The sequence below is a fragment of the Lactobacillus sp. UMNPBX1 genome (genome assembly GCF_002554085.1).
Classification (GTDB): Bacteria; Bacillota; Bacilli; order Lactobacillales; family Lactobacillaceae; genus Lactobacillus; species Lactobacillus crispatus.
Map to the genome: position 1 here is coordinate 18,488 of NZ_PCZI01000012.1, position 25,899 is coordinate 44,386.

Annotated in this window: 25 protein-coding genes and 1 CRISPR repeat array; of the genes, 4 read left to right on the forward strand and 21 right to left on the reverse strand. The window is 37.2% G+C overall.

Features of this window, described 5'->3' with window-relative positions:
• Positions 1-52 precede the first annotated feature (52 nt).
• The 6 genes from CP352_RS11075 to CP352_RS07200 all read right to left on the reverse strand — a co-directional run bounded on the left by CP352_RS11075 (position 53) and on the right by CP352_RS07200 (position 4,437).
• Positions 53-229, reverse strand: a complete 177-nt coding sequence (locus tag CP352_RS11075; RefSeq protein WP_158227345.1) for a hypothetical protein — start codon at positions 227-229, stop codon at positions 53-55.
• Between the two features lie 67 nt (positions 230-296).
• A complete protein-coding gene (locus CP352_RS07180; protein ID WP_061204756.1) occupies positions 297-932 on the reverse strand; it encodes a Crp/Fnr family transcriptional regulator in 636 nt (211 codons plus the stop codon).
• Positions 933-951: 19 nt separating this feature from the next.
• Positions 952-1,497 (reverse strand): DNA-binding protein, encoded by a 546-nt coding sequence (locus tag CP352_RS07185; RefSeq protein WP_089150712.1) that lies wholly within the window; start codon positions 1,495-1,497, stop codon positions 952-954.
• On the reverse strand, positions 1,497-1,727 hold the full coding sequence (locus CP352_RS07190) for a heavy-metal-associated domain-containing protein (RefSeq protein ID WP_057726630.1): 231 nt from the start codon (positions 1,725-1,727) through the stop codon (positions 1,497-1,499). The genes CP352_RS07185 and CP352_RS07190 overlap by 1 nt, the downstream gene beginning before the upstream one ends.
• 26 nt (positions 1,728-1,753) lie before the next feature.
• Complete coding sequence (locus tag CP352_RS07195; RefSeq protein WP_089143279.1) at positions 1,754-3,655, reverse strand: heavy metal translocating P-type ATPase; 1,902 nt, start codon at positions 3,653-3,655, stop codon at positions 1,754-1,756.
• Between the two features lie 224 nt (positions 3,656-3,879).
• On the reverse strand, positions 3,880-4,437 hold the full coding sequence (locus CP352_RS07200) for a hypothetical protein (RefSeq protein ID WP_089143306.1): 558 nt from the start codon (positions 4,435-4,437) through the stop codon (positions 3,880-3,882).
• 512 nt (positions 4,438-4,949) lie between these two features.
• Here CP352_RS07200 and CP352_RS11175 point away from each other — a divergent pair.
• Entirely contained in the window at positions 4,950-5,111 is a 162-nt protein-coding gene (locus tag CP352_RS11175; RefSeq protein WP_179210807.1) for a hypothetical protein, read from the forward strand.
• Between the two features lie 228 nt (positions 5,112-5,339).
• Here the strand turns inward: CP352_RS11175 and CP352_RS07205 are convergent, their stop codons facing one another.
• The 10 genes from CP352_RS07205 to CP352_RS07250 form a co-directional block, all read right to left on the reverse strand.
• On the reverse strand, positions 5,340-5,942 hold the full coding sequence (locus CP352_RS07205; RefSeq protein WP_087712741.1) for a hypothetical protein: 603 nt from the start codon (positions 5,940-5,942) through the stop codon (positions 5,340-5,342).
• Positions 5,943-5,954: 12 nt separating this feature from the next.
• Complete coding sequence (locus CP352_RS07210) at positions 5,955-7,925, reverse strand: DUF262 domain-containing protein (RefSeq protein WP_089143278.1); 1,971 nt, start codon at positions 7,923-7,925, stop codon at positions 5,955-5,957.
• A 1-nt stretch (position 7,926) separates the two neighbouring features.
• Positions 7,927-11,271 carry a DEAD/DEAH box helicase gene (locus CP352_RS07215; RefSeq protein ID WP_089143277.1) on the reverse strand — a complete coding sequence of 1,115 codons (3,345 nt, stop codon included), beginning with the start codon at positions 11,269-11,271 and terminating at the stop codon, positions 7,927-7,929.
• Positions 11,271-12,353: an Eco57I restriction-modification methylase domain-containing protein gene (locus tag CP352_RS07220; RefSeq protein ID WP_087712737.1), complete on the reverse strand. Its 1,083-nt coding sequence runs from the start codon at positions 12,351-12,353 to the stop codon at positions 11,271-11,273. The genes CP352_RS07215 and CP352_RS07220 overlap by 1 nt, the downstream gene beginning before the upstream one ends.
• Entirely contained in the window at positions 12,337-13,074 is a 738-nt protein-coding gene (locus CP352_RS07225; RefSeq protein WP_232457425.1) for a methylase, read from the reverse strand. Before CP352_RS07225 ends, CP352_RS07220 begins: the two co-directional genes overlap by 17 nt.
• A gap of 37 nt (positions 13,075-13,111) precedes the next feature.
• Positions 13,112-13,315, reverse strand: a complete 204-nt coding sequence (locus CP352_RS07230; protein ID WP_087712734.1) for a helix-turn-helix transcriptional regulator — start codon at positions 13,313-13,315, stop codon at positions 13,112-13,114.
• Positions 13,316-13,324: 9 nt separating this feature from the next.
• On the reverse strand, positions 13,325-13,759 hold the full coding sequence (locus CP352_RS07235; RefSeq protein ID WP_087712733.1) for a hypothetical protein: 435 nt from the start codon (positions 13,757-13,759) through the stop codon (positions 13,325-13,327).
• Between the two features lie 54 nt (positions 13,760-13,813).
• Entirely contained in the window at positions 13,814-14,320 is a 507-nt protein-coding gene (locus tag CP352_RS07240; protein ID WP_087712731.1) for a hypothetical protein, read from the reverse strand.
• Between the two features lie 103 nt (positions 14,321-14,423).
• Positions 14,424-14,747 (reverse strand): DUF3841 domain-containing protein, encoded by a 324-nt coding sequence (locus tag CP352_RS07245; RefSeq protein WP_087712730.1) that lies wholly within the window; start codon positions 14,745-14,747, stop codon positions 14,424-14,426.
• Between the two features lie 2 nt (positions 14,748-14,749).
• Complete coding sequence (locus CP352_RS07250; RefSeq protein ID WP_369823552.1) at positions 14,750-15,601, reverse strand: restriction endonuclease; 852 nt, start codon at positions 15,599-15,601, stop codon at positions 14,750-14,752.
• A 437-nt stretch (positions 15,602-16,038) separates the two neighbouring features.
• Positions 16,039-17,166: direct repeats of the CRISPR family, unit length 28 nt; unit sequence GGATCACCTCCACATACGTGGAGAATAC.
• A gap of 432 nt (positions 17,167-17,598) precedes the next feature.
• Between CP352_RS07250 and CP352_RS07255 the strand changes: the two genes are divergently transcribed.
• On the forward strand, positions 17,599-18,222 hold the full coding sequence (locus CP352_RS07255) for a M23 family metallopeptidase (protein WP_089143276.1): 624 nt from the start codon (positions 17,599-17,601) through the stop codon (positions 18,220-18,222).
• A 70-nt stretch (positions 18,223-18,292) separates the two neighbouring features.
• Here CP352_RS07255 and msrA read toward each other — a convergent pair whose 3' ends face one another.
• The 3 genes from msrA to CP352_RS07265 form a co-directional block, all read right to left on the reverse strand.
• Positions 18,293-18,859, reverse strand: coding sequence for a peptide-methionine (S)-S-oxide reductase MsrA (gene msrA, locus CP352_RS07260; protein ID WP_089150918.1), 567 nt, complete (start codon positions 18,857-18,859; stop codon positions 18,293-18,295).
• Between the two features lie 116 nt (positions 18,860-18,975).
• Entirely contained in the window at positions 18,976-19,143 is a 168-nt protein-coding gene (locus tag CP352_RS11180; protein ID WP_165518613.1) for a hypothetical protein, read from the reverse strand.
• A 1,301-nt stretch (positions 19,144-20,444) separates the two neighbouring features.
• Positions 20,445-21,323: a YitT family protein gene (locus CP352_RS07265; RefSeq protein WP_061204761.1), complete on the reverse strand. Its 879-nt coding sequence runs from the start codon at positions 21,321-21,323 to the stop codon at positions 20,445-20,447.
• A gap of 173 nt (positions 21,324-21,496) precedes the next feature.
• Here CP352_RS07265 and CP352_RS07270 point away from each other — a divergent pair, with 173 nt between their 5' ends.
• A complete protein-coding gene (locus tag CP352_RS07270; protein WP_089143274.1) occupies positions 21,497-22,144 on the forward strand; it encodes a temperature-sensitive replication protein in 648 nt (215 codons plus the stop codon).
• Positions 22,145-22,170: 26 nt separating this feature from the next.
• Here CP352_RS07270 and thrB read toward each other — a convergent pair whose 3' ends face one another.
• Positions 22,171-23,034, reverse strand: coding sequence for a homoserine kinase (gene thrB, locus CP352_RS07275; RefSeq protein ID WP_089145500.1), 864 nt, complete (start codon positions 23,032-23,034; stop codon positions 22,171-22,173).
• A 16-nt stretch (positions 23,035-23,050) separates the two neighbouring features.
• Positions 23,051-24,286 carry a homoserine dehydrogenase gene (locus CP352_RS07280; RefSeq protein ID WP_089143273.1) on the reverse strand — a complete coding sequence of 412 codons (1,236 nt, stop codon included), beginning with the start codon at positions 24,284-24,286 and terminating at the stop codon, positions 23,051-23,053.
• 111 nt (positions 24,287-24,397) lie between these two features.
• Between CP352_RS07280 and thrC the strand changes: the two genes are divergently transcribed.
• The gene (gene thrC / locus CP352_RS07285; protein ID WP_098034900.1) at positions 24,398-25,888 is read left to right on the forward strand and encodes a threonine synthase; all 1,491 of its coding nucleotides are present in this window, start codon (positions 24,398-24,400) and stop codon (positions 25,886-25,888) included.
• Positions 25,889-25,899 lie beyond the last annotated feature (11 nt).

The following is a 25,899-nucleotide window of genomic DNA, read 5'->3' on the forward strand; positions in this document are numbered from 1 at the left end:
TTGTCCCTAATCACAATTAATTGCTGGTATTTAAACTTCCTGAAAAATTCCGTTATTCTTGATTCTTATCAATGGGGTTGATTGTTAATGGGTATTTCTTATCGAGTTTAGGAGTAACAAATTTAATAGTTAATCCCTTTTTCAACGGTCCCATTAGTATCCAAGCGCCAATCCATAACATCCCCACTATCGATGACCAAATATCACTACCTTGAATTAGTGGAAACATGCATCCCCAAATTAACATAATGATATAACGTGTATATTATCAACTAAGCAATCATTGCCTAATTAAACTAATTTTCGAATAATTCAATTCGACGTAATTGACGCTTCAGTTGACCTTGCTTTTCTAATAAAGCAAATTTACGAGACAGGGTCTCAGGTGTTGTTCCAAGGTATAAGGCTAAGTCCTTCATTTTTAAGGGTAAGGTAAAATTATTTTTACCAATTTCATCTGCATATGTTTGTAAATACTTTAATAACCGGTCTTCAACCTTCGGCAAAGCCAACAAGTGAATTTGTTTTTGCATTTCCGAAACTTTAACAATATTTAGTTCCAATAATCGAATACTTAATTCTGGCTGTTTATGCATCAACTTCAATAAATCCTGCCGTTTTAATAAACAAATTTCACTGTGTTCCGTAGCCTCGAGGTAATTATTGATATTTTTTTGACCAAAAAGCCAATCCTCACCAATATAATCACCCGTATGCAAGATTTGCAAAACATTCTCATAGCCGTTTTCATCTAAGGTGTACTGCTTAGCGTTACCATCAGCGATAATTACTAAATTATCATTTATCGTTGGATCAATTATTACTTCACCCTTTTGATAGTTTTTATGCTGAACTAATTTTTCGATTTGCATCTTCTCATCCTGAGGTAAAGCATTAAATAGTGGTACTAAGTTAACACATAAATCAGCCATTAAATTCATCGTCCTTTAATTAAAAGTCATCATCGTCGTCTTCGACATACAATCCTTCTTTTAGTTCATGACCTAAGAAGTCTTGAGTTACCCGAATTTGCTCCTTAATCCAAGCCATTAAATTAGTTAAATTAGCAGATAATTCTGGCCAACTTTCATTATTAGCTAAAGCAATTGCCTTACTAATGAAGAGCGTTTGCGTATCAAAATCTTTTACCAAGGCAAATAATTGCTTATCACCTGCTAAATATTTACTACTGCCATCTTCTTCTAGCATAGTATATTCCTTAAATTGAGCTGTAATTGTTGGAATACTTTCACCATTATTAACCAATAAGTGATTCAATTGGTCAAATTCCTGACGTTCATAAGCAATCCAACCAGCAGCTTTTTCGGCTAAAAAAAGACTAGCAGATCCTTTAGCAAATAAGTTAGCTTGGTTAATCTTTAAAGAATGGATTAACAAGTTAGAAATAATGTGACCAGTCATGGCAGCTGCAGTTGGCTGATGGTGATCAAGGTCGCTTTGCTTCAATTCCGCCTGGTATTTTTCTTCTGCATTCATCAGTTAAGCTCCTTTTCCTTAATTCCTTGTACTTCATAACCCATTTTTTCAATAGCTGTCTTGACATCAACAGTTTTAGTCTTATCAGGATCCAGTGTAAATTTTAGCTTTCCTGCATTGAATAAAACTTTGATTTGGTCGGTTCCATCCAAACTACCAACCGCCCTTTCAATTTTGCTTAAGCATGAAGGACAGGTCATGCCAGATAATTTCATCATTACTTTTTTCATGATTAGATTCACCCTTCCTTATTAATTTACATATCTAATGCTACTTTGTTTTGTTGATTATAAACTTGATGATCGTCAATTTTTTGCTGAAATTTGATTAATCTCATCCCGTTCAAGATAACAATTAAGATACTAAATTCATGAATAAACATCCCACTTGCCATTTCAACATAACCCGCAAACAAACCGAAGAACAACAATAAGACTGTCAGTAAAGCCATCACGATATTTTCATTCATGTTCAAAATTGTCTTTTTGGATAAGCCAAGGGCATAAGCTATCTTCCGCAAGTCATTTTTAACTAAAACTATGTCTGAAACTTCAATGGCAACATCCGTCCCACTACCAACGGCAATTGCCACATTAGCATTAGCTAAGGCCGGACTATCATTGATCCCATCACCAATAAAAGCAATATGGTGTCCCTTGGCTCTTTCTTTTTTAACAAAAGCAGCCTTGTCTTGTGGCAACATTTGACCATGAACTTCATCGATTGACAACTTCGCCGCAATTCGTTCAGCAGTTTCTTGATTGTCTCCAGAAAGCATAACTAACTTTTTAACCCCTAATTCTTTTAAGCGGGTTAAAGCATCATTAGCTTCTGGGCGCAATTGATCTTTAATGCCAAAAACAGCTAATTGACTTTGGTCTTCGTTAGCAAAAGCGACAATTGAAGTACCTAATTGACTCAAATGATTAATTGTCTTATCTAATTTTGCATTGGTACGGGTATTTTCAACGATTAAGTCTTGGTTACCTAAATAATATTTTTGATTATTTAAAGTGGCGATGATTCCCTTACCCTTAACAGTTTCCACTTTAATTGAAGCTGGCTTTTGTTTACTTAATTTGGCAATTGCCTGAGCTAAGGGGTGGTTACTTTGACGCTCAATTTGAGCAGCTAATTTAATAATTTCATCTTTGGGCCCATTTAATACCTCAATTGCACTAACTTCTGGATGTCCAACAGTCAAAGTGCCGGTTTTATCAAAAGCAATTTCATCAATCCGGTGAGTTTGATCCATTACTTGCGACCCTTTAAACATAATGCCATTTTTAGCACCATTACCGATACCAGCAACTGTAGATACTGGCACACCAATAACTAAAGCACCTGGGCAGCCCAGCACCATGACCGTAATAGCTAACTTAAGATCTTTAGTAATTAGGCCCACAGCAATCGCAATTACAAGTACGGCAGGAGTGTAATATTTGGAAAACCGGTTAATTAACTTTTCTGTATGTGACTTTGTATCTTGTGCTTCTTCAACCATTTCAATAATTTTACCGAAAGTCGTATCTTCACCGACTGCGGTAGTTTCGACAGTCAATGTACCGTTTTCAAGGATAGTTCCTGCATATACTTCATTACCGGCTTTTTTATTAACTAATTTAGATTCACCGTTAACACTGGCTTCATTAAGATAACCAGAACCTGAAATAACCTTGCCATCGACTGGAACCTGATCACCAGTTTTAACTAAAATCTTCTCACCAGGATCAATGAAATCGACGTCTTCTTTCTCAGTTGAGCCATCATCTTGAACAACTAACGCAGTCTGTGGTGCCATTTTGGTTAAATCAGCAACGGCTGACCGCGTTTTCTTTAGGGTTAATTCTTCCAGTACATCTCCTAACATGAATAACCAAGTAACAATGGCTGCTTCATTAAATTCACCAATAATGAAGGCACCGATTACCGCCAGCGATACTAAAACATCAATAGAAATTAATTTAACCCTTAAAGATGAAATAGCCGTCAAAGCAATTGGAAGCACTCCGACAATCCCCACGATAAGCATTAAAGCCTGGTATGGTAAATTCATGTGCAATAGCCATTTAGATCCTTCAGCAAGCAACAGCAGAATAGTATTGACAAGCAAAAGCTGCTTTTTGTACCTCATAAAAAATTGTTGTAACTTAATCATTTTTCACCTCTTCCTTTCTTGACACTACACATTATAGGTAAAAAACAATTTAGGTGACTTGACTGTTATCAAGATACTAGTATCTTTTTATATTTATCTTTTAAGCAAAAAATCACAGTTTTATCGTGTAAATTTCGTTTAATAAAAGGGAGAACATACAAAAAAAGACTAGAAACCATGCAAAAAGCATAGACTCTAGCTTTCAAATTTCAGTTCTATAAAAATTAATGTGCCAATTTAATCTCTCCAGCAGCAATTGGCAAAGTTGTATATGCATCATAACTCATAACATTACCGGCAACGCTAGATGGTAATTTAAGATCCGCTGGTACGCCGTGAACATAAACTACTCGTTTATCCAATTGAAGATCGTCACTACCAAATGCTTGCTTAAATTTTGCTTGTAAATCTTTTAATGGAACATCCTTATCATATTCATAATGACCGTATTTATCTGTAACTGGGTAGCCATCATGGGGAATGTTCATTTCTTGTGGTGCATCATCAAAAGGAACCATCGTTGTCCCAGATACTGCCTTTGTTTCAGGTAAATCAATAAAGCCATCATGATTCACGTCATGCATTAGCGTCGGAACATGAGCTTGTTTCCCATCTGGAAATCCATGGAAATGTTCCCAATGTTCAATATTGGCAGGCGTATCAAACATTTCCACATGAATATGAAGGCTATTACCATTTTCACTGAATGTTGCTATTCGATGCGCCTGTGTTTCAATTTTATCCGTATTTATTGGTTTAATTTTTGCAATATAGTCAACCATTACTGCTTCTCTCATCAACTTAACCAACTAAACTCCCCAAAACGGACACTTATCTACACAACCTAAAAATCCAGCACGTTGTCCACTCGATCCTCTGGCTCAACAAGCAAAAAGTGTACTAATTCCAATCAACAAAAGAGGAATTAGTACACTTCCGATCACCTAAAAATACCGTTACGCCGGCATTTATAACCTATTTTTCTGTACGTTCAAGGACTGTTACGGACTCGACATGTGTTGTCCGACTCATCCCAATCACACATTGCCTCAAACGCTGAGACAGTGCAGTTCGTCGCTACTTTCTAAGGATTAATTTTTACAGCAATTTAACTAAGATGAGTGCTTGCTTATCATACCTAGTCTCACTATTTTAGCATTTCATTAACTAACGGGAACTCAATAAACGATACTATGTTATAGCGTACTTGGTGCCTGTCGAGTGCGTTATAACAATGGTTCAAGGGATCGATGCTATAATTTAGTTATTGAATACTACAAGGAGTGAAATAGCAATGAGTATGTTTAAACTAATCAGTAAATGGAACAATGCTTCAGAGACTTTTCGAGCTCAACAATACATTCTTAATTTAGCTAAGGAAGAAGATCTAGTGAAGATTGAAGAAGCCATCAAGCAACGTCGAGAAGAGTTAGCTAAAAAGGCGCCCCAAAAGTAGCGGAAATGCCACCCTATTGTCCACATTCTGCACATACTAAAAGACCGTCCCGTTAACTTTGGCCAGTTGCGGACGATCTTTTAGTAGCCTAAGTAGCTAAGCAGCTATCTTTAAGGCTACTTAGTTTTCTTTGAACATTGATATTCTAACCATCAGTGCCAAATACAGGTAACCTACCTTGATTTTTGCTACGTAATCTAAAAACAATCAGCAAAACTTACTACACACTCAATATGGCTCTTCCTTGCCATCAGCTGCTAAATTTGCTTTTATCGTGTCATAGGTTTGTTTATTCTCTTCATTTGAAGCTGTTGTATCCAAAATTAGCACTGCATCAACAATATCATATATTTTTTCTGGATTATTATTAAAATCATTGGTGGTTATCAGGATGTTCTTTCTAGCCTTAGAGTTTGTCAATACTTTTCTAAATTTATCCAGTTCTGAAATATCACTTATCACTGTTTGGACTGGATGAAAGATAGCAAAGTCCTTATTGTCATTAAATCGAAAGTCCCTATGTTTTTTCCATTGCGTGAACTGAATATTCAAACCGTTAATTTTGAAAATATCTTTTAAATTAAAACGAGGTAATGGTTTGCGAAGTCCTTGCTCCAAAAACCTTTTTTCATCCTGTACTCTTGTATTGCCTATTACGAGTGTACCATTTTGGTAATTTGGCAAATCATTTAAAATTCCGAAAGCTAATAATACTTTATCATCGTCAAAGTACCCTCTTATCAAAATATTGTGGATGTTTTGATTCGCCATTAAATCACAGAATTTATCAACAAATTTTCGGGGCACCATTTTTTCAATAATCTCAGCCATATGTTAAACACCTCACTTAATCGTATACGATACTTCATCCGCAATGTCACAGATTTCGGCAATCTTAGAAATCAAGGCTAAAACCACATTAGCTGAGAAGTTGGTTTCAATACTAGTTCCATTGTCCAATATTTCTGGCACCCGTTGACTAGCAAACAGCATCTTATTCAATGAGCTGTCACCTTTAATCTTCTCATAGTTGCGACTATCCAATTGCCAAATATACTCCATAAAACTAATCAACATCTTGCGCCAAGAATCGAGTGAAATATCTTCGTCACTGATAGTTAATCTAGTTGGCTTTTTACCAGTAATATCAATTGACTCGGTAATTGTGTGCTCTCCAGAGATATCCTCCACTTGAAGCGTATCAACCGGTCTAGGAAAAATTGAGATTAATTCTTGGGCAAGTTGTTCTGTTCGCTTAACGATACTTTCTTTATTCCAAGTTGGATACTCGGCTGCAATTTCTCGCGTTAAACTGACATTGGATGTTTGGTAAACTTCCTTCTTCTCACTGTACACTTTATTACCCATTTCCTGGTTATACTTAGTTAACGTTAAGTTGCCAATCACACCACCCATTTCCTCATTGATCCGGTTAGCATTAGGGAGTTCAATTCGCCAATCATTGTTTAGCCGTTGTGGCATAATGTGTTCAACCTGGGCATCGTCAAAGTCGATGGTTTCCTTAGTCCGTGACTCCTCTAGAACCACTAACGCTAATTTGGCTAAATTATTTCGTAGACTGTACAAGTTAACATTCATCAGACTGTCTGCAAATTTTTTATCATCCGGGAAGGAAGTATTCAGTAATGAAACTAACCTTGCCCGATAATCGCCAGCTGCCTTTGTCTTATCACATAAGGCAATTACCATACGATTTAACCCATTAGTAGGGAGTTGACATGCCTTCAGTCGGAAAAGATAGCTTTCCATGATCCGAGCAACTTCAACCACATCATCCTGACTAACTTCACCCGTTGAAGCCATCTCCAGCATCATGAAAAAGTAAGGATAAACCACTCGACTGTCCATGGCATTAATATGACGCAAAATTGAATTTAACTCCTGAATTCCGGTCTCAGCATGGATCAATTGATCATAAAAAATGGCAAACCGATACAGATCAGCTAGGGCTTCTTCAGAGTCCAACCCCTGTCCATAGTAAAACTCTTTATAAAGCGGGTAGATTTTAGCTTTATTAATCATCTTGTGCATCTTCATCGTTAAGTAAAATCTGATGAAATCTGCAAAGGTATTGGTTGTGAAAATTCTCTCCATTTTAACCCAGTATTCTTGGTATAGGCGAGATTGTTTATCTGAATCTAGCTTCATTAATAGAAAGTTACGCACCAAGTCGGATGCAGACAAGGATACCCCTGTCGAGTTCAAACTTTCAAAAATCACCTGCGGATTCTCATCTTGCACATCATTGGTCAGCTCTATATAAACCATATTGAAATGGTTCAAGGCCTCATAGAGTTCCGTACTTGAGAATTCGGATTGTTGGATCCGCTTTTTGAAATATTGATAGTTTTTGACTACCTTAGAAGGATCATTATACTGATCGAGTCGGTCATTCATCACGGCCTCAAAGGCTTCCATATCATGAGCAACGGGTTTCAACTTGAGATGATTATTTTCTTCCAGATATTTATTGGTCAAATACTGCTCTTGAATCTCTGCCCGCACTTGGTCATTTACATCAGCTAAGGACTTCAAAAGAAGCATTAAACTCATTAACCGTTGTTGACCATCAATGATTCGGTAAATATGACTCAGCTTCCGACCCGTTTCAGCAACATAGACAATTGCCCCAATAAAATGATCTTGATCATCCTCAACGGCAATGGTCAGATCCTTAAACAGCTGGCTACATTGCTGCTCATCCCATTCGTAGTTTCGTTGAAAAACAGGAATTTCAAAGATGGTCTTTCCATTTTCAAGGAAGTCAAACAAATGAATACTGTCTGCTTTCACCTTATTTCTCACCTCCAAATTCTTTTTGAATTACCTCTTCTAGCGTTCCATTCTTCGCATATTCGGCAGCATCAATTTGCTTGAAATGTTTACCAAGTACTGAATTCTTTAAGCTTTCGTCAAAACCAAAAATATAATTAGTTGCAATCAAGTAAATGATCCGAGTTGGAGCTAGACCATAAACTTGATGCTTCATAATATGCTCGATACGTTCCTGGTCATCCGGGAATAATTCCTTCATCTTCTCGTTTTGGAAAAGGCGCTTGACGATTTCCGTAATGTAGAGCCCAGACTTCATGTAAAGGTCCGCAAAAGTCTTATTAGGATCAGCAAAAATTCCTGGGTTATTAGCTTCTAAATCATCGACCATGTGCTTAACTACCGCTTTCGGTGTATAAATCTGATTGGTCTTTTGCGGCGGAATATAATCGAAAATATCTTCATCGTTATCTTCATTAAAGTAGTCGCTTAGCTTTTCCTTTAATTCCAAGAATTGTTGAATGGAATCGTTGAAGACTACTTCATCAAAGAGGTGCCCATCAAAGTGCTTCTTCTCACCACTAGCTTCGTCAACATAGTCGCCACCATCACGAAGAAAACGGAATTGATCTTCACTAATACCTGTTACTTCTTTAAAGACATCATCTTCGGTGTAATCATCAAAGTTCTGCAAGGTTAAGTTTTCATCACCATAAGCCATAATGAAGCTTGGAATGGTCCGTGAAAAGCCACGTAAGTGAGCCCGCGCATCCTCTTCGACATTCTTCATCTTTTGCTCTTCTTGATGCTTTTCCACTCGTTCGATTACATTAGCAGGCGTATCAGCAACAGTCTTTTGAACTTGCTGGCGAGCTTTCTCAGTAAACTCTTGTAAGATAGCTTCCGACCTTGCTTCATATTCCTGATCTGCCTCATGCAGTTCATCTTCGCTCCGTGCAGCCGCTTGTTTCTGCTTGTAGTCAACTTCAGCTAACTTCTTCTTATCATTTAGTTCGTCAGCAAGTTGATGGAAGGCTTGCTCGGTATCCTTTTCTACTTGCTTTTGATAACGTTTAGCCTCAGACTTGCTCAAACCATAATCGTCACTAACCCGGTTAACGACTTCCTTACCGACAGAATCATTCAACTGCTTAGCAATTTCTTTAGCAGCAGATTTAAAGTCAGTTTGATCTGTATTGGTAACAGCATCGGCAACTTGCTGACCCATATCACTATAAACCTTATCACCAAACAAATCCTTAGACTTGCCAATCACACGTTCCTTAGGAATCTCAACTTCGCCTTGATCATTAACAGCAACGTCTTCTGCACCCTCAATTGCGTTCTGGCTTCGCTTACCCTTTTCTTCCTTAGCAGTTACCAAGCCATCCAAAATATTACGCACTTCAGTCGGTGCACTAAAGATGCGGCTAATATTAGTAAAGAGGAAGTTACTCATGAAACCACGCTTAACCACTTCTTGTGACTTCAAATGACGTGGAATTGACATCACTTGCTTAGCGTCTAATTCTACCATCTTGCCATCTTCATCTTCCCCAATGACTGGGAAGAAGTTCAATAACTGGCGAATATTAGCTTCGTGTTCCTCAGCAGTTCCCTTACCATTAGCTGTCTTTTCTAGTAGATTGTTGGCAAATTCATCAAAAATTGTCAGGGTTCGGGTAGGGTCAAAGTCAAAGACATAGGCATTTTGCTTTTGAACCAGTTCACCGTTCCGGTCAAAAGTGTATGGATTTTGTGCCCGGAAAGCAGCCTGCATGTATTCCGAAGGACTCTTCATACTAGAGAGCATTAGTACCCCTGACCAAGGCTTGATAGTTACCCCAGTTGTTAGTTGTCCTACACTGAGAGTGATTGTCTTATCATGAGTTGCAATTGCTCGCTGGACCTTATCGAAGGACTTTTCATTGGCTTGTTCTAGTTGATCTTCATTTAATTGATCATCATCAAGCTTACCATCGCCGGCAGCTAAGACAATTTCATATTCACCAAAGACATCGTGAACCTTTAGCTTTTTAGCTAGGGCCTTGGCACTGTCGACTCGATTTAATAGCCAGAAAGTATGAGCAAGTTCTTGGCGTAACTCTGGTGTTGAGAAGGGATACTTCTCTTGCTTGGTCAGAGCATCCAAGAAACGGTCGACGGCTTCATCGTAAACAAATTTACCATTTTCCTTTGTTCTGAAGAACTCGTTAAGGTCAAAGGCTGGGTCGACTTGATCACCATCATAGAGCTTAACCTTCCCCTTTAACTCGTCAGCCATCATTGCTGATACCTGGTAGGTGTACATGTTCAATTGAGGCATCACTTCATAAGGATTGCTACTACCTTCTTGATTTTCATCCCAGTCAAGTTTGGCTTGTTGTTCATCCGCATATGACCAGTTATAGATTTGGTCTGAAGCAAACTTACCCTTTGCCAAAGCTTTAAATGGTGTCCCAGTCAAATGCAGGGTGTACTTGCGCTTAATCTTATCGAAAGCTTTATCGGTCTTATAGGTATCTACTCCTTCATGGGCCTCATCAATTACCAACAAATCCCACTCAAGGTCACTAATCCATTTCAACTTATCGTAATTACCACCAAAGTAGACCGAGCCTTTTAGCCCTTGCAAACTTTCAAAGGCAATTTGACCGTACTCCTTGCCATCAGAGATTGTGTCGATGAATTCACTTCTTGAAAGTACAGGCCGCTTCTTCAGAGCATCAGTTTCACTCACAAACTTAAAGTTCGTCTGCCATGCAATGAACTTATCAAAATCATCGAACCAAGAATTGGCAATGCTTGGTCGATTAGTTACCACTAAGATATTTTGCATGTTCATCTGACGAACTAAATCGTAAGTGGTTAAGGTCTTACCAAAGCGAGGCTTCGCATTCCACAAGAACTCACTGCCTTCGCCGTGTTTAAGAAAGTAGCTTACCGTTTGGTCCACTGCTTGTTGCTGTTCTTTGCGTAATTCATACTGAGTACCATCAGTTCCTTGAATATCACTAAAATCACGTTCAGTAAACTTGTAGAAATACCGATGGGAAGTATCACCATCAACATGGAACCACTCGGTTTTTGGCTTGCGTTCAACATGTTGCTTACTGGTTAAGTAATAGTGAAAATCATGATCAGTAAAAGTCTCATCTGAGCCATCTTGATAACGCGCGTTACCTTTCCAGAGAATTTCAGCTTTCACATCCGCCGTATGGGTTTGTTGCTTAATTCGATCTTCAACAGATTGACGGTCGGTATAGCCAATCTTCGTCCATCCCCGGTGAGAGATATCATTAGGCGTGGTATAAGCATAAATCATGGGGATGATCTTTTTGAATGATTTAATTGTTGGTGTTTTCATTATTTGTCACCCCGTATACTGTTTACTCTATCATTTATATATTTGAATTCTTCTTGGCTAAAACCTATGAGATCGCAAAGTTGTTTATCAATTTCTTGAGTAAAATCAATCAAATTATTGTTATTTGTATAATCTAGTACATCAGGAACCCATTTTGCGAGAGACGATAATGCCTCGTCTGTTAATAAAAAAGTATATTTAATTACTTTAGATTCAGCATACTTCATAAAATTCTCGGCCTCATTCAACGTATCAAATGACCTCAATGCTACTCTTGATCTGCCAAAAGCCGAATAATTATCCATAATAGATATTTGGTTATCACGCTTCTGACCACCGGCATTTGCACTCGAAACTACCACTTGAAATTTACTAATATATTCCTTATTTTTTTTGATAGAGTCTAAATCAGCTAAAAACCATGTAGCTCTTCCAGCTTTACCAGCCTTATCATTAGAAAATAACTTTACATATTTTTTAGTATCGAAATTTCGTTTAAAAGGGTGAATTTTGTTAGGATTATCCTCTACAAAACTGCTTTCAATTCCAAATAGCGATCTTGGAAGTATCTCATCATGTAAATAATTTAATGAATACTTTTTTACAAACGTTGATATTTTTGTAATCATAGATAAATCGGCTGGATCCAACGGAAGTATTTGTTCTCCAGGATTATCTAAATCTAATCTTTTAGTTTTACCTGACTTAGAGTAAATGTACTTAAACCCAGAGGTAGTTTTATTCATATCTTTTACAACTATAGAAATTCCATCAGCAATTCCGACCTTATCGAAAATTTCATTTGCATCAGGATAAAACGTTACTTCTTTTAGGTGAGGGTCATTTATTTGGCTCAATCCAAAATTCTTCATTCCCTTTCCAGATTGCTGAATCCATCTACCACCTGGATAAATTAGAGAAACACATTTTCTTGTTACTTTATCAGCTTGTTCCTGAAACAATTGAAAAATATTTTTTACGCTTTTCTGACCATTCTTCTTACTTAACTCAGAAGTTTCTTCCTGATATGGCGGGTTCCCAATCACCACATCGAATTTAAATTGCTTATCTTCTCCGCTCATTTTCCCGTTCCTCCTTATAGACTTTCAATACATCACATAATGCGTATTCTTTTTCAGCTTCTGTCTCTAACTCATCAAACAAACTAAGTTGTCCCTCTGCAGCTCCCACATCGCCAGCATCACTATTATTGAATAATGACTTGTAGGTAAAGACTTCACGTTGAACCTTTTCATCAACTGGCCACCAATGGCTAAACTCAATCAGCTGGTCCTCGTTCGTAGTGTACTCAAGCGTATTTCCTTGGACTATATTAGTTGCAATCACAAACTTAGCTGCCTTATAGAATTCCGTCTTGACGCTCAGTTGCTTTTGTAGCTTTGCTTGGTAGTGGTTAATCACCACTTCTAACATTGCATCCCTTGCTTTAAGCAAATTATCTTGCAAAAGTTCAATCCCATAAATACTCATCAATGCCCAGATTGCTTGCTTGGGCCAGCTAGCCTTACTAACCCGCTGATCAAGATAAGTTAATCGTTGGTGCAAAATTTCAACTAAAAATGCGCCCTCGCCAGCACTGGGTTCTAAAAATGTTGCATGTATATCTTTAATCTTCTCCTGAATTGCTGGCTCGGCTAGCATTTTTTGCACCATCCATTTTGGGGTAAAAACTTCACCATGATTCTGGACTCGTTCTTTTGATTTAATTAATTCCGTGGATTCGGCTGTTTCTTGTAACTCATATTGTTTTGCTTCTACCGTGAATTCTTGCTCATCAAACAATGAGATTTCATTTTCTTCTGTTATGGGAATTCACCCCTTACTTTCTTTCAACTTCACAAATATCACTGATATCGCAATCAAGGGCGATACAGATTTTCAATAATACTTCGGTCGTAACATTACCATTACGGCCTAACTTAGCAATTGAAGCAGCACTAACGCCACTAGCTTCTTGCAGTTCTTTTTTCTTCATGCCACGGTCAATTAGTAGCTTCCATAGCTTGTTATAGCTAATTTGCATTTGGACCTCCTAGACTTCTTTTAAAAATCCTTCTTCATTTTCATAACTAATCATATTGATATCTTCACTTTTAAAATCTATATCACTTGGTAAATGATCCGGATTTTCAACAACAATTGTTTGGTACTTCTTGCCTCGTTCTATAAAAAGTTTAAAAATACCATGCTTCATACTTTCATTAGGATTGTCACTATATTTCTCTGATAGCCCCTCAAGTGGTGTATCGATAATTAAAAACTCTGGTTTGTATAAGGCATTCTCATTTATATATTTGCTCAAGGCCATAACTGTAACAGAATTCAGATATGATCTGAAACCTTTACCATGACTAACTGCTTTCTTTTTACCATTGATCATGATATCAAATGAAGTTTGACCAAAGGTGGCAACATGATGTTTAGGATAGTTTCCTTTCTCTAACAGACAATTTAAAATATCGCCCATATCATCATAAAAATTTTCTCCCAGCTCTTGTTTTGGCTTGAATTTAACATCCTTTTATGGTATTCCTTCATCCGTTAATTCGTTAATCTTCGATGTCCTTTTTCCTAATAAGTCATCAAAAACTTTAACCTTCGATACTACCTCTATCTGTTCTCGATAATCTTTTTCAGCTGTTTTTATTTTATCCAAGCGTGGATATAGCTTCTCATTAAGTTTTATTTGGATCGCATCACTTTCCTTTTCCAGCTCAGCGTATCTTTTTTGCAAAGAAAGCTTCTCCTCGGCAAGACTAGATGTTGCTTGCTCGAGATCGTTTAGTAAGGCTAGGGTTCTAGAGAGTTCTTTCTGAGCTGCTTCAACGTGCTTAGTTTCGCTTTCTACATTAATGACTGGCTGTCCACACACTGGGCAAAGTAAAGGTTCTTCAATATTTTCAAAGGCAACTTCCCCATCAACAATGAAGCTTAACCTTTTAATATCAGAAACATATTGCCCTTTCACCGACTCATACCTGGATAAGGTTACATCTGCTGCTACCAGATTGTCATTAAGCTTACTCATCTGGTTGAAGAGTTCCTTACTTTTAGTGAGTTTATCTGTTACAAGAGCGGATACTTCATCTAATTGCTTAGTTAAATTATCAAGTTCCGTCTGTATTTTTGGTTCATTTCCGTTGCTTTTTTTGTCTTAGCCGAGATTTTTTATCCTCCGCCATTTCTATTTGCCCAGAAATATAGTCTCTAACCCATCTAAAATCCGGACGTTGGTGTTTATAATCATGACTCCGATACCAGGTCCAGATGGGGTACGTTTCTCCTTTACTAGGTACTCCAATTTTCTTGATCATTTGCTGAATCATCCAATGATAAGCTCTTAAAAAATCATTGTCATCTTTTAAGTTAATAGAAAGGTCTAGATTGCAGAAAAACTCACCTTTATCCATAATTTCTAGATAAACATTATAAGGTCGCATTGTCCAAACAATCATAATTAATCCTGATCCAAGTAAAAGTCCTTCAATCGATAAGTAGTAACTGGTTCAACATAGTAGTTGTATTTTGCCACCAAGTCACAGATCTGATCGCCATTAATCAATGTGATGATACGAGTTCCTTCCCGAGCCACCCTAACTGCTTCCCTTGTAAAGTCGGAATTAGTAATAAAAATACCAAATTCAGCATTAAACTTGTCCATTGCCCCACGGAATTTATCAATCTCAGGGGCCGATACTTTACCCTGCCAACGCTTAGCTTGAAGGGCCACCCGTGTAGTCCGGTAGTCATCTGAACGAACATAACCAAAACCGTCGATGCCACCATCAGCTACATATTGAACACCCTTTTCATCATCGACATCTACTCCCATTTTGGTAAGTAACCCACGGCAAAAGAGCTCAAATTTTCTGGGATTCATCTTCATTAATGCATCCAATAACTGTTGGCGCCACGGTTCTTCTATTTCATCTGTGCCATCCTGATTATCTTCTATTTTATCAGTAACTACTTCATTTTTTGATTTGTGATGAGGAAACTTAGCTTCTGAAATAGATCTGACGTCCTTTTTTGCATCAAATTTATTAATATCTACGTTGCGTCCTTTTTTGGACAGTTCTAGCTCGTGTCCATTCTCCGTATTAATGAATCCAGCAAGGATCAAATGCTTAACCGCAAAGTTAAACTTCCATTGAAACGGATGATAAATTTTTCCACTTTTCTTCGAAGTTCGGGTTGCGTCAATTTCTTTTTCACTGAACACATCTGAGCCGTCACGAAGTTCTTGTAGTACTTGTTTTCTCGTAACCTGACCTCCCAAATTATGCATTGCGATAAGAATCTCTTTCATCGCTTTATTTTCTATTTCAATTTGTCGATTTGCCATCTTGTTTACCGCCTTAATAATCTTCAGGAATATTAATATTATACGTCGAGTAAACTACCGTTGTGCAGATTTTCTATTTTTTAATCGAAACAGTCAAAATTTAATAGCATACTCGTTAACTCAACTCTCAACGCTAAATTGACTGATTTTTGCGCCCTCTGTAAATGCTGTTATATCAATCTTTATTCCTACTTTCACTACCATAATCAATACGACCTGCCAAACTGAACGATCGTCTACTCGACTATCGAAATAGGACATAGAACACTCGACCCGCCAGCTTCAAATAGAAAAAGTGTACTAATTCCAATCGTTCAGAAAGAAAAAAGTACACTTTCAATCACTAACAAATGCCGTCGTGACGCGGTTTATCAGCTATTTTTCTGTACGTTCCAGGACAGTAACAGATTCAACATGTGTGGAGAATACCTCAATCCATAACTGCACCCACTAAATCAGTTAGGATCACCTTCACATGTGTGGAGAATACTCCATGGATTAAAGTAGTACCTGGATTTTGTGGGATCACCTCCACATACGTGGAGAATACAGTCGCAATTTAAAGGCGCAAGGACCAAGTGCAGGATCACCTCCACATACGTGGAGAATACGCGAAAAAACGTTACAAGCTACAAAGCAAGCTAGGATCACCTCCACATACGTGGAGAATACTTTCAGCAGTCACACAATGTATGAATGATTTTTAAGGATCACCTCCACATACGTGGAGAATACAAGAGCCCGATCAGCAATTCGCAATTGCGAACAGGATCACCTCCACATACGTGGAGAATACTAACGGGCTTCTTATTTAGAAAACTAGCGAAAAGGATCACCTCCACATACGTGGAGAATACAAATACAGTTAAAGTTATATCTGATTCTAGTGAGGATCACCTCCACATACGTGGAGAATACTTTCCAAAAATAAAAATCTCCGCCAGTAAGTTTAGGATCACCTCCACATACGTGGAGAATACCTAAAATGAGTACCTTGTTTAATGCTGGCGGTGGGATCACCTCCACATACGTGGAGAATACGAATGGGTGTAACTCCTTAAAAATGTTGTGATGGGATCACCTCCACATACGTGGAGAATACACTGAAGTTACCAAAACTGGTATCCTTGGTGTAGGATCACCTCCACATACGTGGAGAATACGCGATAGGTTCGCAAGTATTGCGGAATCGCCTAGGATCACCTCCACATACGTGGAGAATACACACCGTGACAAACAAAAAATATATAATTATCGGGATCACCTCCACATACGTGGAGAATACCCAAGCACAGATAATTCCGATCGCTTGACTTAAGGATCACCTCCACATACGTGGAGAATACTAACGTCATTAGTATCAATAGCGGCTGGTGTAGGGATCACCTCCACATACGTGGAGAATACTGCAATATCGCTAATACCAGCGCCAGGGTAAGAGGATCACCTCCACATACGTGGAGAATACCATATTTTCAATGTTTTTAACTAGCAAATCATGGGATCACCTCCACATACGTGGAGAATACAGTAAACAAATCCCTTTATAGCGCCAAATGAAAATACGCAAACACCATTTTTTCATCACTTTGATCCTACTACCAAGTATATCGATTTTTATTAAATAGACAATATCTGCTGGACATAATATTCAAATAAAAAGAGGAATCATAATATCATTCTGCTATGATTCCTCCTAAACAAATAAAGAAAAATATTATTTGTCTGCCAATCTTTCTTGCTCACAATTAAGAATTTCACCCAAACACTTTATCCATGACACTGCTTTATCATCCGCTTTTAACTAGCCTAATCAAAAGCATATTCACATATACTCATACTAACTTTTTGTTATTAATCGAAATTTAATTGTAACTTTCTCGTAAAACTGCTGAGCTACAATAGCTTAGGTGAATTAAGAGAGGAGATAAAAATCAGAACTTATCTGGTTTGTTTTTATAATGGAATTTCGTAAATTAATAATTTCTTTGTTAGGTACTGCATTATTAACTTCAAGCGTTGGTTTATCAACCACCACTGCTTCTGCTGATACGCTTGATGACTCACAAAATACAACTGAAGTTCAACCCAAGAATCTCAAGTGGGCTTATCCGTTTAAAGCCAACAAGAAAAATGGTGTTCGTCCAATGTATAATGCACAAACTTTTGGCATAACTAACTATATGCGTTCTACTACACCACCTTCCTACTTTCATGATGGTTGGGATTTTGGTTTTTCAGAAGTTGGGCATTCTAACGTATATGCAATTCATCAAGGTACTGTTAAAAAGGTTGCTTATGGCAACGGCCTTGGCTGGTTCATCTGGGTTATTAGTCCTGATAATTACGTTGAAGTTTACCAAGAAGGCTTTAATAAGAAAAAAGACATTTATGTTAAGACTGGTCAAAAGATTAAATTAGGTCAAAAGATCGGTAAGCTAACTGGCTCACACTTACACCTTGGCGTTACTCAAACAAATAAAGATTACATAAACAAATATGGTTTTCCATGTAAGAATTGGAACGTTAACAACGGAACTTGGCTCAATCCAATCGAGGTTATCAAAAGCAACTTAAAGAAATAGTTAACATAATCTAAAATATTGAAAGTAAAAAAGCAGGTCACAGCTTATAACAGTTATGATCTGCTTTTTATTAATCCCAATGTTCCTTGATAAACTTAGCTCTTCCACCAGCTTCTTCCATTGCATATCTAAGTGGATCTTTTTTATAAAAATCTTGGTGATATTCCTCACCTGGATAAAATGGCTTAGCTGGTTCAATTTTAGTTACGATTGGTTTATCAAATTTACCACTAGCTTGTAATCTTTGCTTAGATTTTTCAGCTGCTTCTTTTTGAGCAGGTGAATTATAAAAAATTACTGGTCGATAATTATCACCACGATCTTGGAATTGCCCCATCGCATCTGTTGGATCAGTTACTTGCCAATAATAGTTTAGCAATTGATCATACGATATTTTTGCTGGATCAAAGGTAATCTCAACAGCTTCAGTATGGCCAGTCGTACCTGAACAGACTTGCTCATATGTTGGATTAGCAACATGACCACCAGTATAACCAGAAACTACTTTTTCTACCCCGTCAACTGTATCGAAAGGTTCGACCATGCACCAAAAACAACCGCCAGCGAAGATTGCCGTGTCGTAGTTGGGTTTTGCCTTGATATCAGTGGTTTCGGCTTGTTTATTATTCTCTGTCATTCTTTGAAATACCTCCATTTTATTTGAATTTTATTGTTTTTTTAAGTTAACTAGTATTATATACAAATAAAAATGAGATGCACTTTTTATTACCTGATGCATCCCATTTTATTTCTTTACAAATTATTGCGTCTTTCTTCAATATACTTTTCAATCTGTTCTAAATCATCTTCGATAGCAAGATTTAAAATAAAGTTTTTCGTCGTTGACCTCTTATTAATGTAAAGCTTACGGGCCTCATTTTTATCATTCCACTTTTTATTTACTTCTGTATATTTAGCCATTAAAAATCACTTTCAATAATGCTATAGCAATCACAATCAAAACACCAGTTAACAAAGCTCTTTTAGGATAGAACTTTAATGACCATTTAGTATTTTTGCCAGTATGAGTTAATTTTATATTTTTCATTTGTAAAAATACTTTCAATTTACTAAAATGAAAATATAGAAAAGGAAGGGAGTTCCGGTCCCCCTCTTCAATTATTCATTCCAAATTAATGGAAATTTCAAAAACCAGGATCCAAAGATTTAACTTGAAGTGAACTTTGATTTGTGGTTTTTTCTTTTGCACTTTGCAATTGGGCTTTCGGCATATTTGTCACCTCTTAGCTCCGATTCTCTTAGCCTCCTTTCACTATATACAACACACGCTTTTACGTGTAACGCGAATGATATTTAGAAAAATATGCCAAAAAGGCATCAATCTGGCCGTCTAAAGCCAAATGATGCTTTAATTGTTTTTTCACCAAAATCAATAGCCTAACTTAATGACACTGTTTTTACATAAACTTATTAAATTTATAATTCTTCATATTTTTTGCTCTTTAACTAATTTGTTATCAAAATTGAATACAACGATTAGTAGCTAAGTCCTTCTTACGATTACCAGATTACCAATTCATCTCGATTCTATTTTAGATTTCTTAGCATCTTTTCACTATATAAGTGAACGCAATCTCCGTGCACCATCAACAATATTTTTAAATAATATACAAAAACAGTCACTCTATAGAAAATATTTTTCAGAGCAGCTATTTAGCCTCCACATGTGTGGAGAATACTTGTCTGATTCGATCACTACAGCAGAGCTGTCAGGATCACCTCCACATGTGTGGAGAATACATGCTCTTAAGGACATGTCGAAGGAAGAAATTGGGATCACCTCCACACTCGTGGAGAATACCGATATTTGGAGTTCCCTCCTTAATTATTTTAAGGATCACCTCCACACTCGTGGAGAATACTTGCATGGTCTTAACGGCTTGGTCAACCTTGTCAGGATCACCTCCACACTCGTGGAGAATACGATTTTGATCGTCAAAAAATGGTACCTAAACTGGGATGACCTCCACATACGTGGAGAATACTAAATGATCCACAATATATCAGCATCGCTCAATCGAAATAATATCATTTTTAATCACTTTTAACAAAGACCAATAATAAAGCCATAATTACAAAAAGCCACTCCAAATAAAAAAGAAGCATTTCTGCTTCTTTTTGAATAGTTTTGCTCCCAAAGTGCCCCTAGGATTCAAATTTCATTTATAAATCCTTATATATCAAGGTTTAAGGGCTATCCATTAAACGATTTCTTGCTCCTTGAAGCGACCATATACTTTTTCAACTTCACTAACACTCATGAAAGCATACGGATCTGCTCCTTGCACGATTTGGCGAATATCATACATATCATATCGATCAATAATGGTAATCAAAACTGTCTTTTCAATATGACTATATGCACCTTCAGCATCGTGCAAAATAGTGATTCCACGATGCATTCGATTCTGAATTCCATCGATAATATGCTGTGGGTGCTGAGTAACAATCATTACTTGCATCTTCTGGTGTTGGGTGTAAACCGCATCGATTACTCGCCCATTAATAAAAATAGTTAAAGCGGAATAAAGAGCACGTGTCCAACCAAACATGTATCCCGCAGCAGCGATAATAATCAAATTAATAAAAATATTAAATTTTCCGTAACTAATGCCCGTTTTTTGCCTAATTACAATACCAATAATGTCCAGTCCACCAGTTGAAATACCGTTCTTTAATGCCATCCCAGTTCCAACACCGTTGATCGAAGCACCAAAAATCGCACAAACCAGTGGATCCAGGTGCATCTGCCAAAGTTGAATAGCGTGCATCATGATAGAACCTAGAACAACAGCAACGATGGTGAAGAAAGTAAATTTATGTCCTATCTTGAACCAAGCCAATATAAATAAAGGAAAGTTCAAAAGAAAGTACATCATTGATGTTGATAATGTAAACGGTAGATATCTTTCACTTACAGTATTAATTAATTGCGCAAAACCCGTGATTCCTGACGAGTACATATGTCCCGGCGTCCAAAAAAAGTTCAGGGCAACTGCAACCGCAATTGAATAAAAGAAGGCAGCTGACAATTTTGAAAGAAAATTGTAGCGTCGATTGAACTTATCAAGTTGATCCATAGTTTGTCAAGTCCTTTGAGCGAATACTAATAATAAACACATTAATTTTAACAAAAGTTTTGCTTCTGACCAATCTAAATAGACATTTTTATCACTTTTGTTAAATGGAGCCAAAAATGATACTATTCAGTTAAATTATTAATTAGTCTAACCAGATAGAAAGGTGTCTTTCCATGAGTTCTTACTATGAATTAATGTGGCGTGACGATGAGCTAACCTCTTATACCACTGACAAGCTGAATTTTATCTACAACGCAATCAACCATCCTTTGTCTGTACGCTATAGACAACTATATCCTAATCGACTAGACTGGCAAAAAGCCTTGAACAGACACAATGCAGCTATTCAAAAAGTCAAAGACCTTCTTACTGAAAGAAAAGATAGTCATAATATACGTGAAGCTTGGCTTAAATTGCATCCAAATGCACAAGCTAAAGCAAATAATGGGTTTACTGTTGAACAACTAGCTAATAAGTTCCCTTACATGGCAAAACAGCTTGGTGCCTTTATGGAAATTGAAAACATCGAAATCAAATACTTTGATGAAGAATTTAAGCCTAGATATGACTTAGATGATTTTTCTGATATTTTTTCTGCCAACTATCCCGCTAGTGGCTTTACGCAAAGTGGCATTACTCAAGAAGCTTTGCTGAAGCTCTACCCTAACGTCAGTGCTAAAAATTTAGATCAAATTTTAAAAATGGCCGACTGCGAATTCGAGCAAGAAAATGGCACTGAGGTTATTCCTTATTGGTATGCTGTCAATGCTAAAAGAATGCTAGTTGATGGTGATAGTTTTGCCGCAACCTTTGATGACTAAAAAACTGACCGTTTGGTCAGTCTTTTTTATTGGATAACTTGGATACCTTGTTCATCAGGATGTAAGATCAATGTCTCATCTTTTAAATCATGTTTACGTAAGCCCGACAAAAATCCAGCTACATGTTTATCTTCAATCCACGTCATAATCGTTGAACCTGCGCCGCTCAAATAAGTTGCCAAGGCATGTTTTGAATGAGCTACCTCCCGCACTTTTACAAGTTCTGGCACTAGTTTTTCTCGGTAAACTTCATGGAATACATCTTGTTCCATTAATTCTCCTGCTTTAGGGTAGTCTTGAGCAAACAAACTAGCAATTAAAGTATTAGCAACTGCTGAGCCATGCGTAGCTACGCCAAAAGCCAATTCTTTAGGCAAAACTGCTCTAGCTGTCTTAGTTTCCAAATTATAATCGGGTACATAAGCCACCAACGCATATGGAGGAAGTGGTGCTTCAACTGCATCAAAATGATGGTTAACTTCAGCCCCAACAACCAAGCCGCCCAAAATAGTCGGTGCAATATTATCAGGATGTCCCTCGATTTTAGCTCCTAATTGAACCTTTTCTTCATCTGATAGTCCCAGCTTACCAATTTGATTAGCCAATTCAATTCCGGCAGCAATAGCACTTGAACTGCTGCCTAAACCATGAGCCAACGGAATATTGCTTTTGACGCGTAAATGAAGCGGTTGTAAACCTGGATAAACTGTTAGTGCAGTCTTAACAATTAAGTTTTTTTCATCATGTGGAATTCCTTTCATCACATGATCCACCTGAAAGCGATCGGCTAAGCTTAAAACTTCTACTTCCAAATAAAGTGAAACAGCCATGCCAAGTGAATCAAAGCCAGGGCCCAAATTTGCCGTTGAAGCTGGTGCTTTAATAATCATTTTTTTCTCCCTTCCTTTACTGTAAAATCTTATAGCTAGCTTTTAAATATTGATCTTGAATTGCTAAATCTTGGAGCTGTTGTCGACTAATATTTTCGGTTACAACTACAATTCTTGATTGTACTTGTTTAATCTCACGAACCGGAATTTCCAAATCAGAGAGTAATTTACTCAAATCAAACAAGGTCTCTTCTGCTTCGAAAGATAAATAATAGGAATACTTCACATCCTCCGAACTTGTTAATTGCATAACATGGGAGAAATTACTAAATGGCTGACCGGTGGTCTTTTTCACTACGTTTTTTATTTCAGTAATCACATCACTCATGACTGAATTAGCCGTTGCAGAGCTACCCGCACCAGGGCCTGTGAATACTGCTGTTCCTAGGCTTTGGCTCTTAATTTGTAAAGCATTTAGTTCATTTTTAATATGCGCCATAATCGCATTTTCTGGCAACAAACATGGAGCAACTTCTACAAATAATTTACCATTAATATTTTTGGCAATCCCAATCAGCTTAATGACATAGCCTAACTTCTGAGCCTGTTTAATGTCAAAATCCTTTAGATTATTAATCCCTTGAATAGTAAAATCATCAATACTAATCTTAGTACCAAAAGCAAACTTGCTTAATATTACAATCTTGTATGCTGCATCCTTACCTGTAACATCGTTAGTGGGATCAGCCTCCGCAAAGCCCAGCTCTTGAGCATTTTTCAGCGCTTCCTCATAGCTTAGTCCCTTTTCCCCCATTTGTGACAAAATATAATTCGTCGTACCATTAATAATTCCTTGAATTTCGGAAATAATGTCACTGGAATAAGAGGTAGCCAAGGTCCGCAAAATAGGGATCCCGCCTGCAACGCTAGCATCATACATTAAATCACACTTTTTACTTGCAGCTAAATTAATCAATTCTGAACCAAAAGTTGCCATTAAGTCTTTATTGGCCGTAACTACATTTTTTCCAGCATTGATTGCTGCAGTAATATATTCCTTAGCAGGATGAAGCCCACCTATTAATTCAACTACAATTTTAATTTCGGGATCTTGCAAAATCGAATCGAAATTTGTAGTTAGCATCACTTCGTTAGCTAAATTACGATGTTTTTCTGGATTACGTACTAGAGCTTTTTCAATGATGATTTCTTCACCACTTGTTTGTCTAATCTTCTTTTTATTATTTTTAATTATTTTTAAAACACCTGAACCAACTGTTCCTAATCCAAGCAATGCAATTTTGATGGCCATTTGATCTTATCCTCTTTTTAATGATTTTCTTATTTTTACGATTGTATCATAGGTGCTAATCAAGGTACAATAGTTATAATATTAATATTTCACAAGATAGGAAGATTGTTTATGCAATATCGTAGTACTAGAGGTTCAAAAGAAAACACTTTAACTGCACCTCAAGCAATTATTCAAGGCTTAGCTCAAGACGGTGGGCTTTACGTGCCTGTTGCCTTTCCTCAAGCTAATTTTAAGTTAGAAGATTTATCCAAACTTTCCTACAAGCAAATCGCTGCCATGGTTATTAGCTTATTCTTTGATGACTTTACTAAGGAGCAAATCACCACTGCAGTTCAAAGCGCTTATAGTGAACAATGGGATGATCGCAGCATTGTTCCAATCGAAAAGCACGATAACCGTTTTTACATGGAGCTTTTTCACGGTCCTACCCTTGCCTTCAAAGATATAGCTTTGCAAATGTTGCCACAATTAATGACCAGAGCTGTTCAAATTGAAAAGATTGCTAAAGATATTATTATTTTAACCGCTACTTCTGGCGATACTGGTACGGCATCAATGCGTGGCTTTGCTAATCAAAAGGGTACCGATGTCATAGTCTTTTATCCTGAAGGTGGCGTTAGTCCTGTTCAACTTAAGCAAATGCTCAGCCAACGCGGCAACAATTTGCGTGCAATTGCAATCAAAGGTAACTTTGACGATGCTCAAACTGAAGTTAAAAAAATCTTCAACGATGATTCTTTCAAAAACCGACTTAATGCTAATGGCTATCAATTTTCTTCAGCTAATTCGATGAATATTGGTCGTCTGGTTCCGCAAATTTCTTACTACCTCTACACCTATGGACAATTAGTACGCAGACAAGAAATTAAACTAGGAGACGAAGTTAACTTTGCTGTGCCAACAGGTAACTTTGGTGACATCCTAGCTGGATATTATGCTAAGAAATTAGGTTTGCCTATTAAAGAGTTGATTTGTGCATCTAATGAAAACAATGTATTGACTGATTTCTTTAATAATGGTGTCTACGATAAGCGACGTAAGTTCCATTTAACCAATGCACCAGCAATGGATATCCTAGTTTCCAGCAATTTGGAACGACTTTTATTTGACCTTTATGACGAAAATAACTATGAAGTCGCTAGTTTAATGAATCAATTGACTCAACGCGGTCATTATCAAGTTAGCGGTGAAGTTTTCACTAAATTACAAAAAAATTTTGCAGCTGGTTTTGCAACAGAAGAAGAGGTTAAATCAGAAATCAAACGGGTCTACAATTATGACCGCTATGTAATTGATCCACATACTGCTGTTGGCTCTTTTGTAGCAAATCAATATCAAAAGAAGACCGGCGATCAAACCCCAATGGTCATTGTTTCAACAGCCAGTCCATATAAGTTCCCAGAAACGGTGTATGAAGCCATCACTGGTGGTCCTAGTATGCAAACTGGCGTCGGTGCAATTAAAGAATTGCATGATGAATTAGGCGGTCAATTATCAATCGGTGTGCGTGCCCTTTTTGATCGTGAACCCAAGACCGAAAAAATTATTGAACCAAATGATATGGAAAAAGAAATCAGTTCAATTTTAGATTTGAAATAATAGTTAAGGAA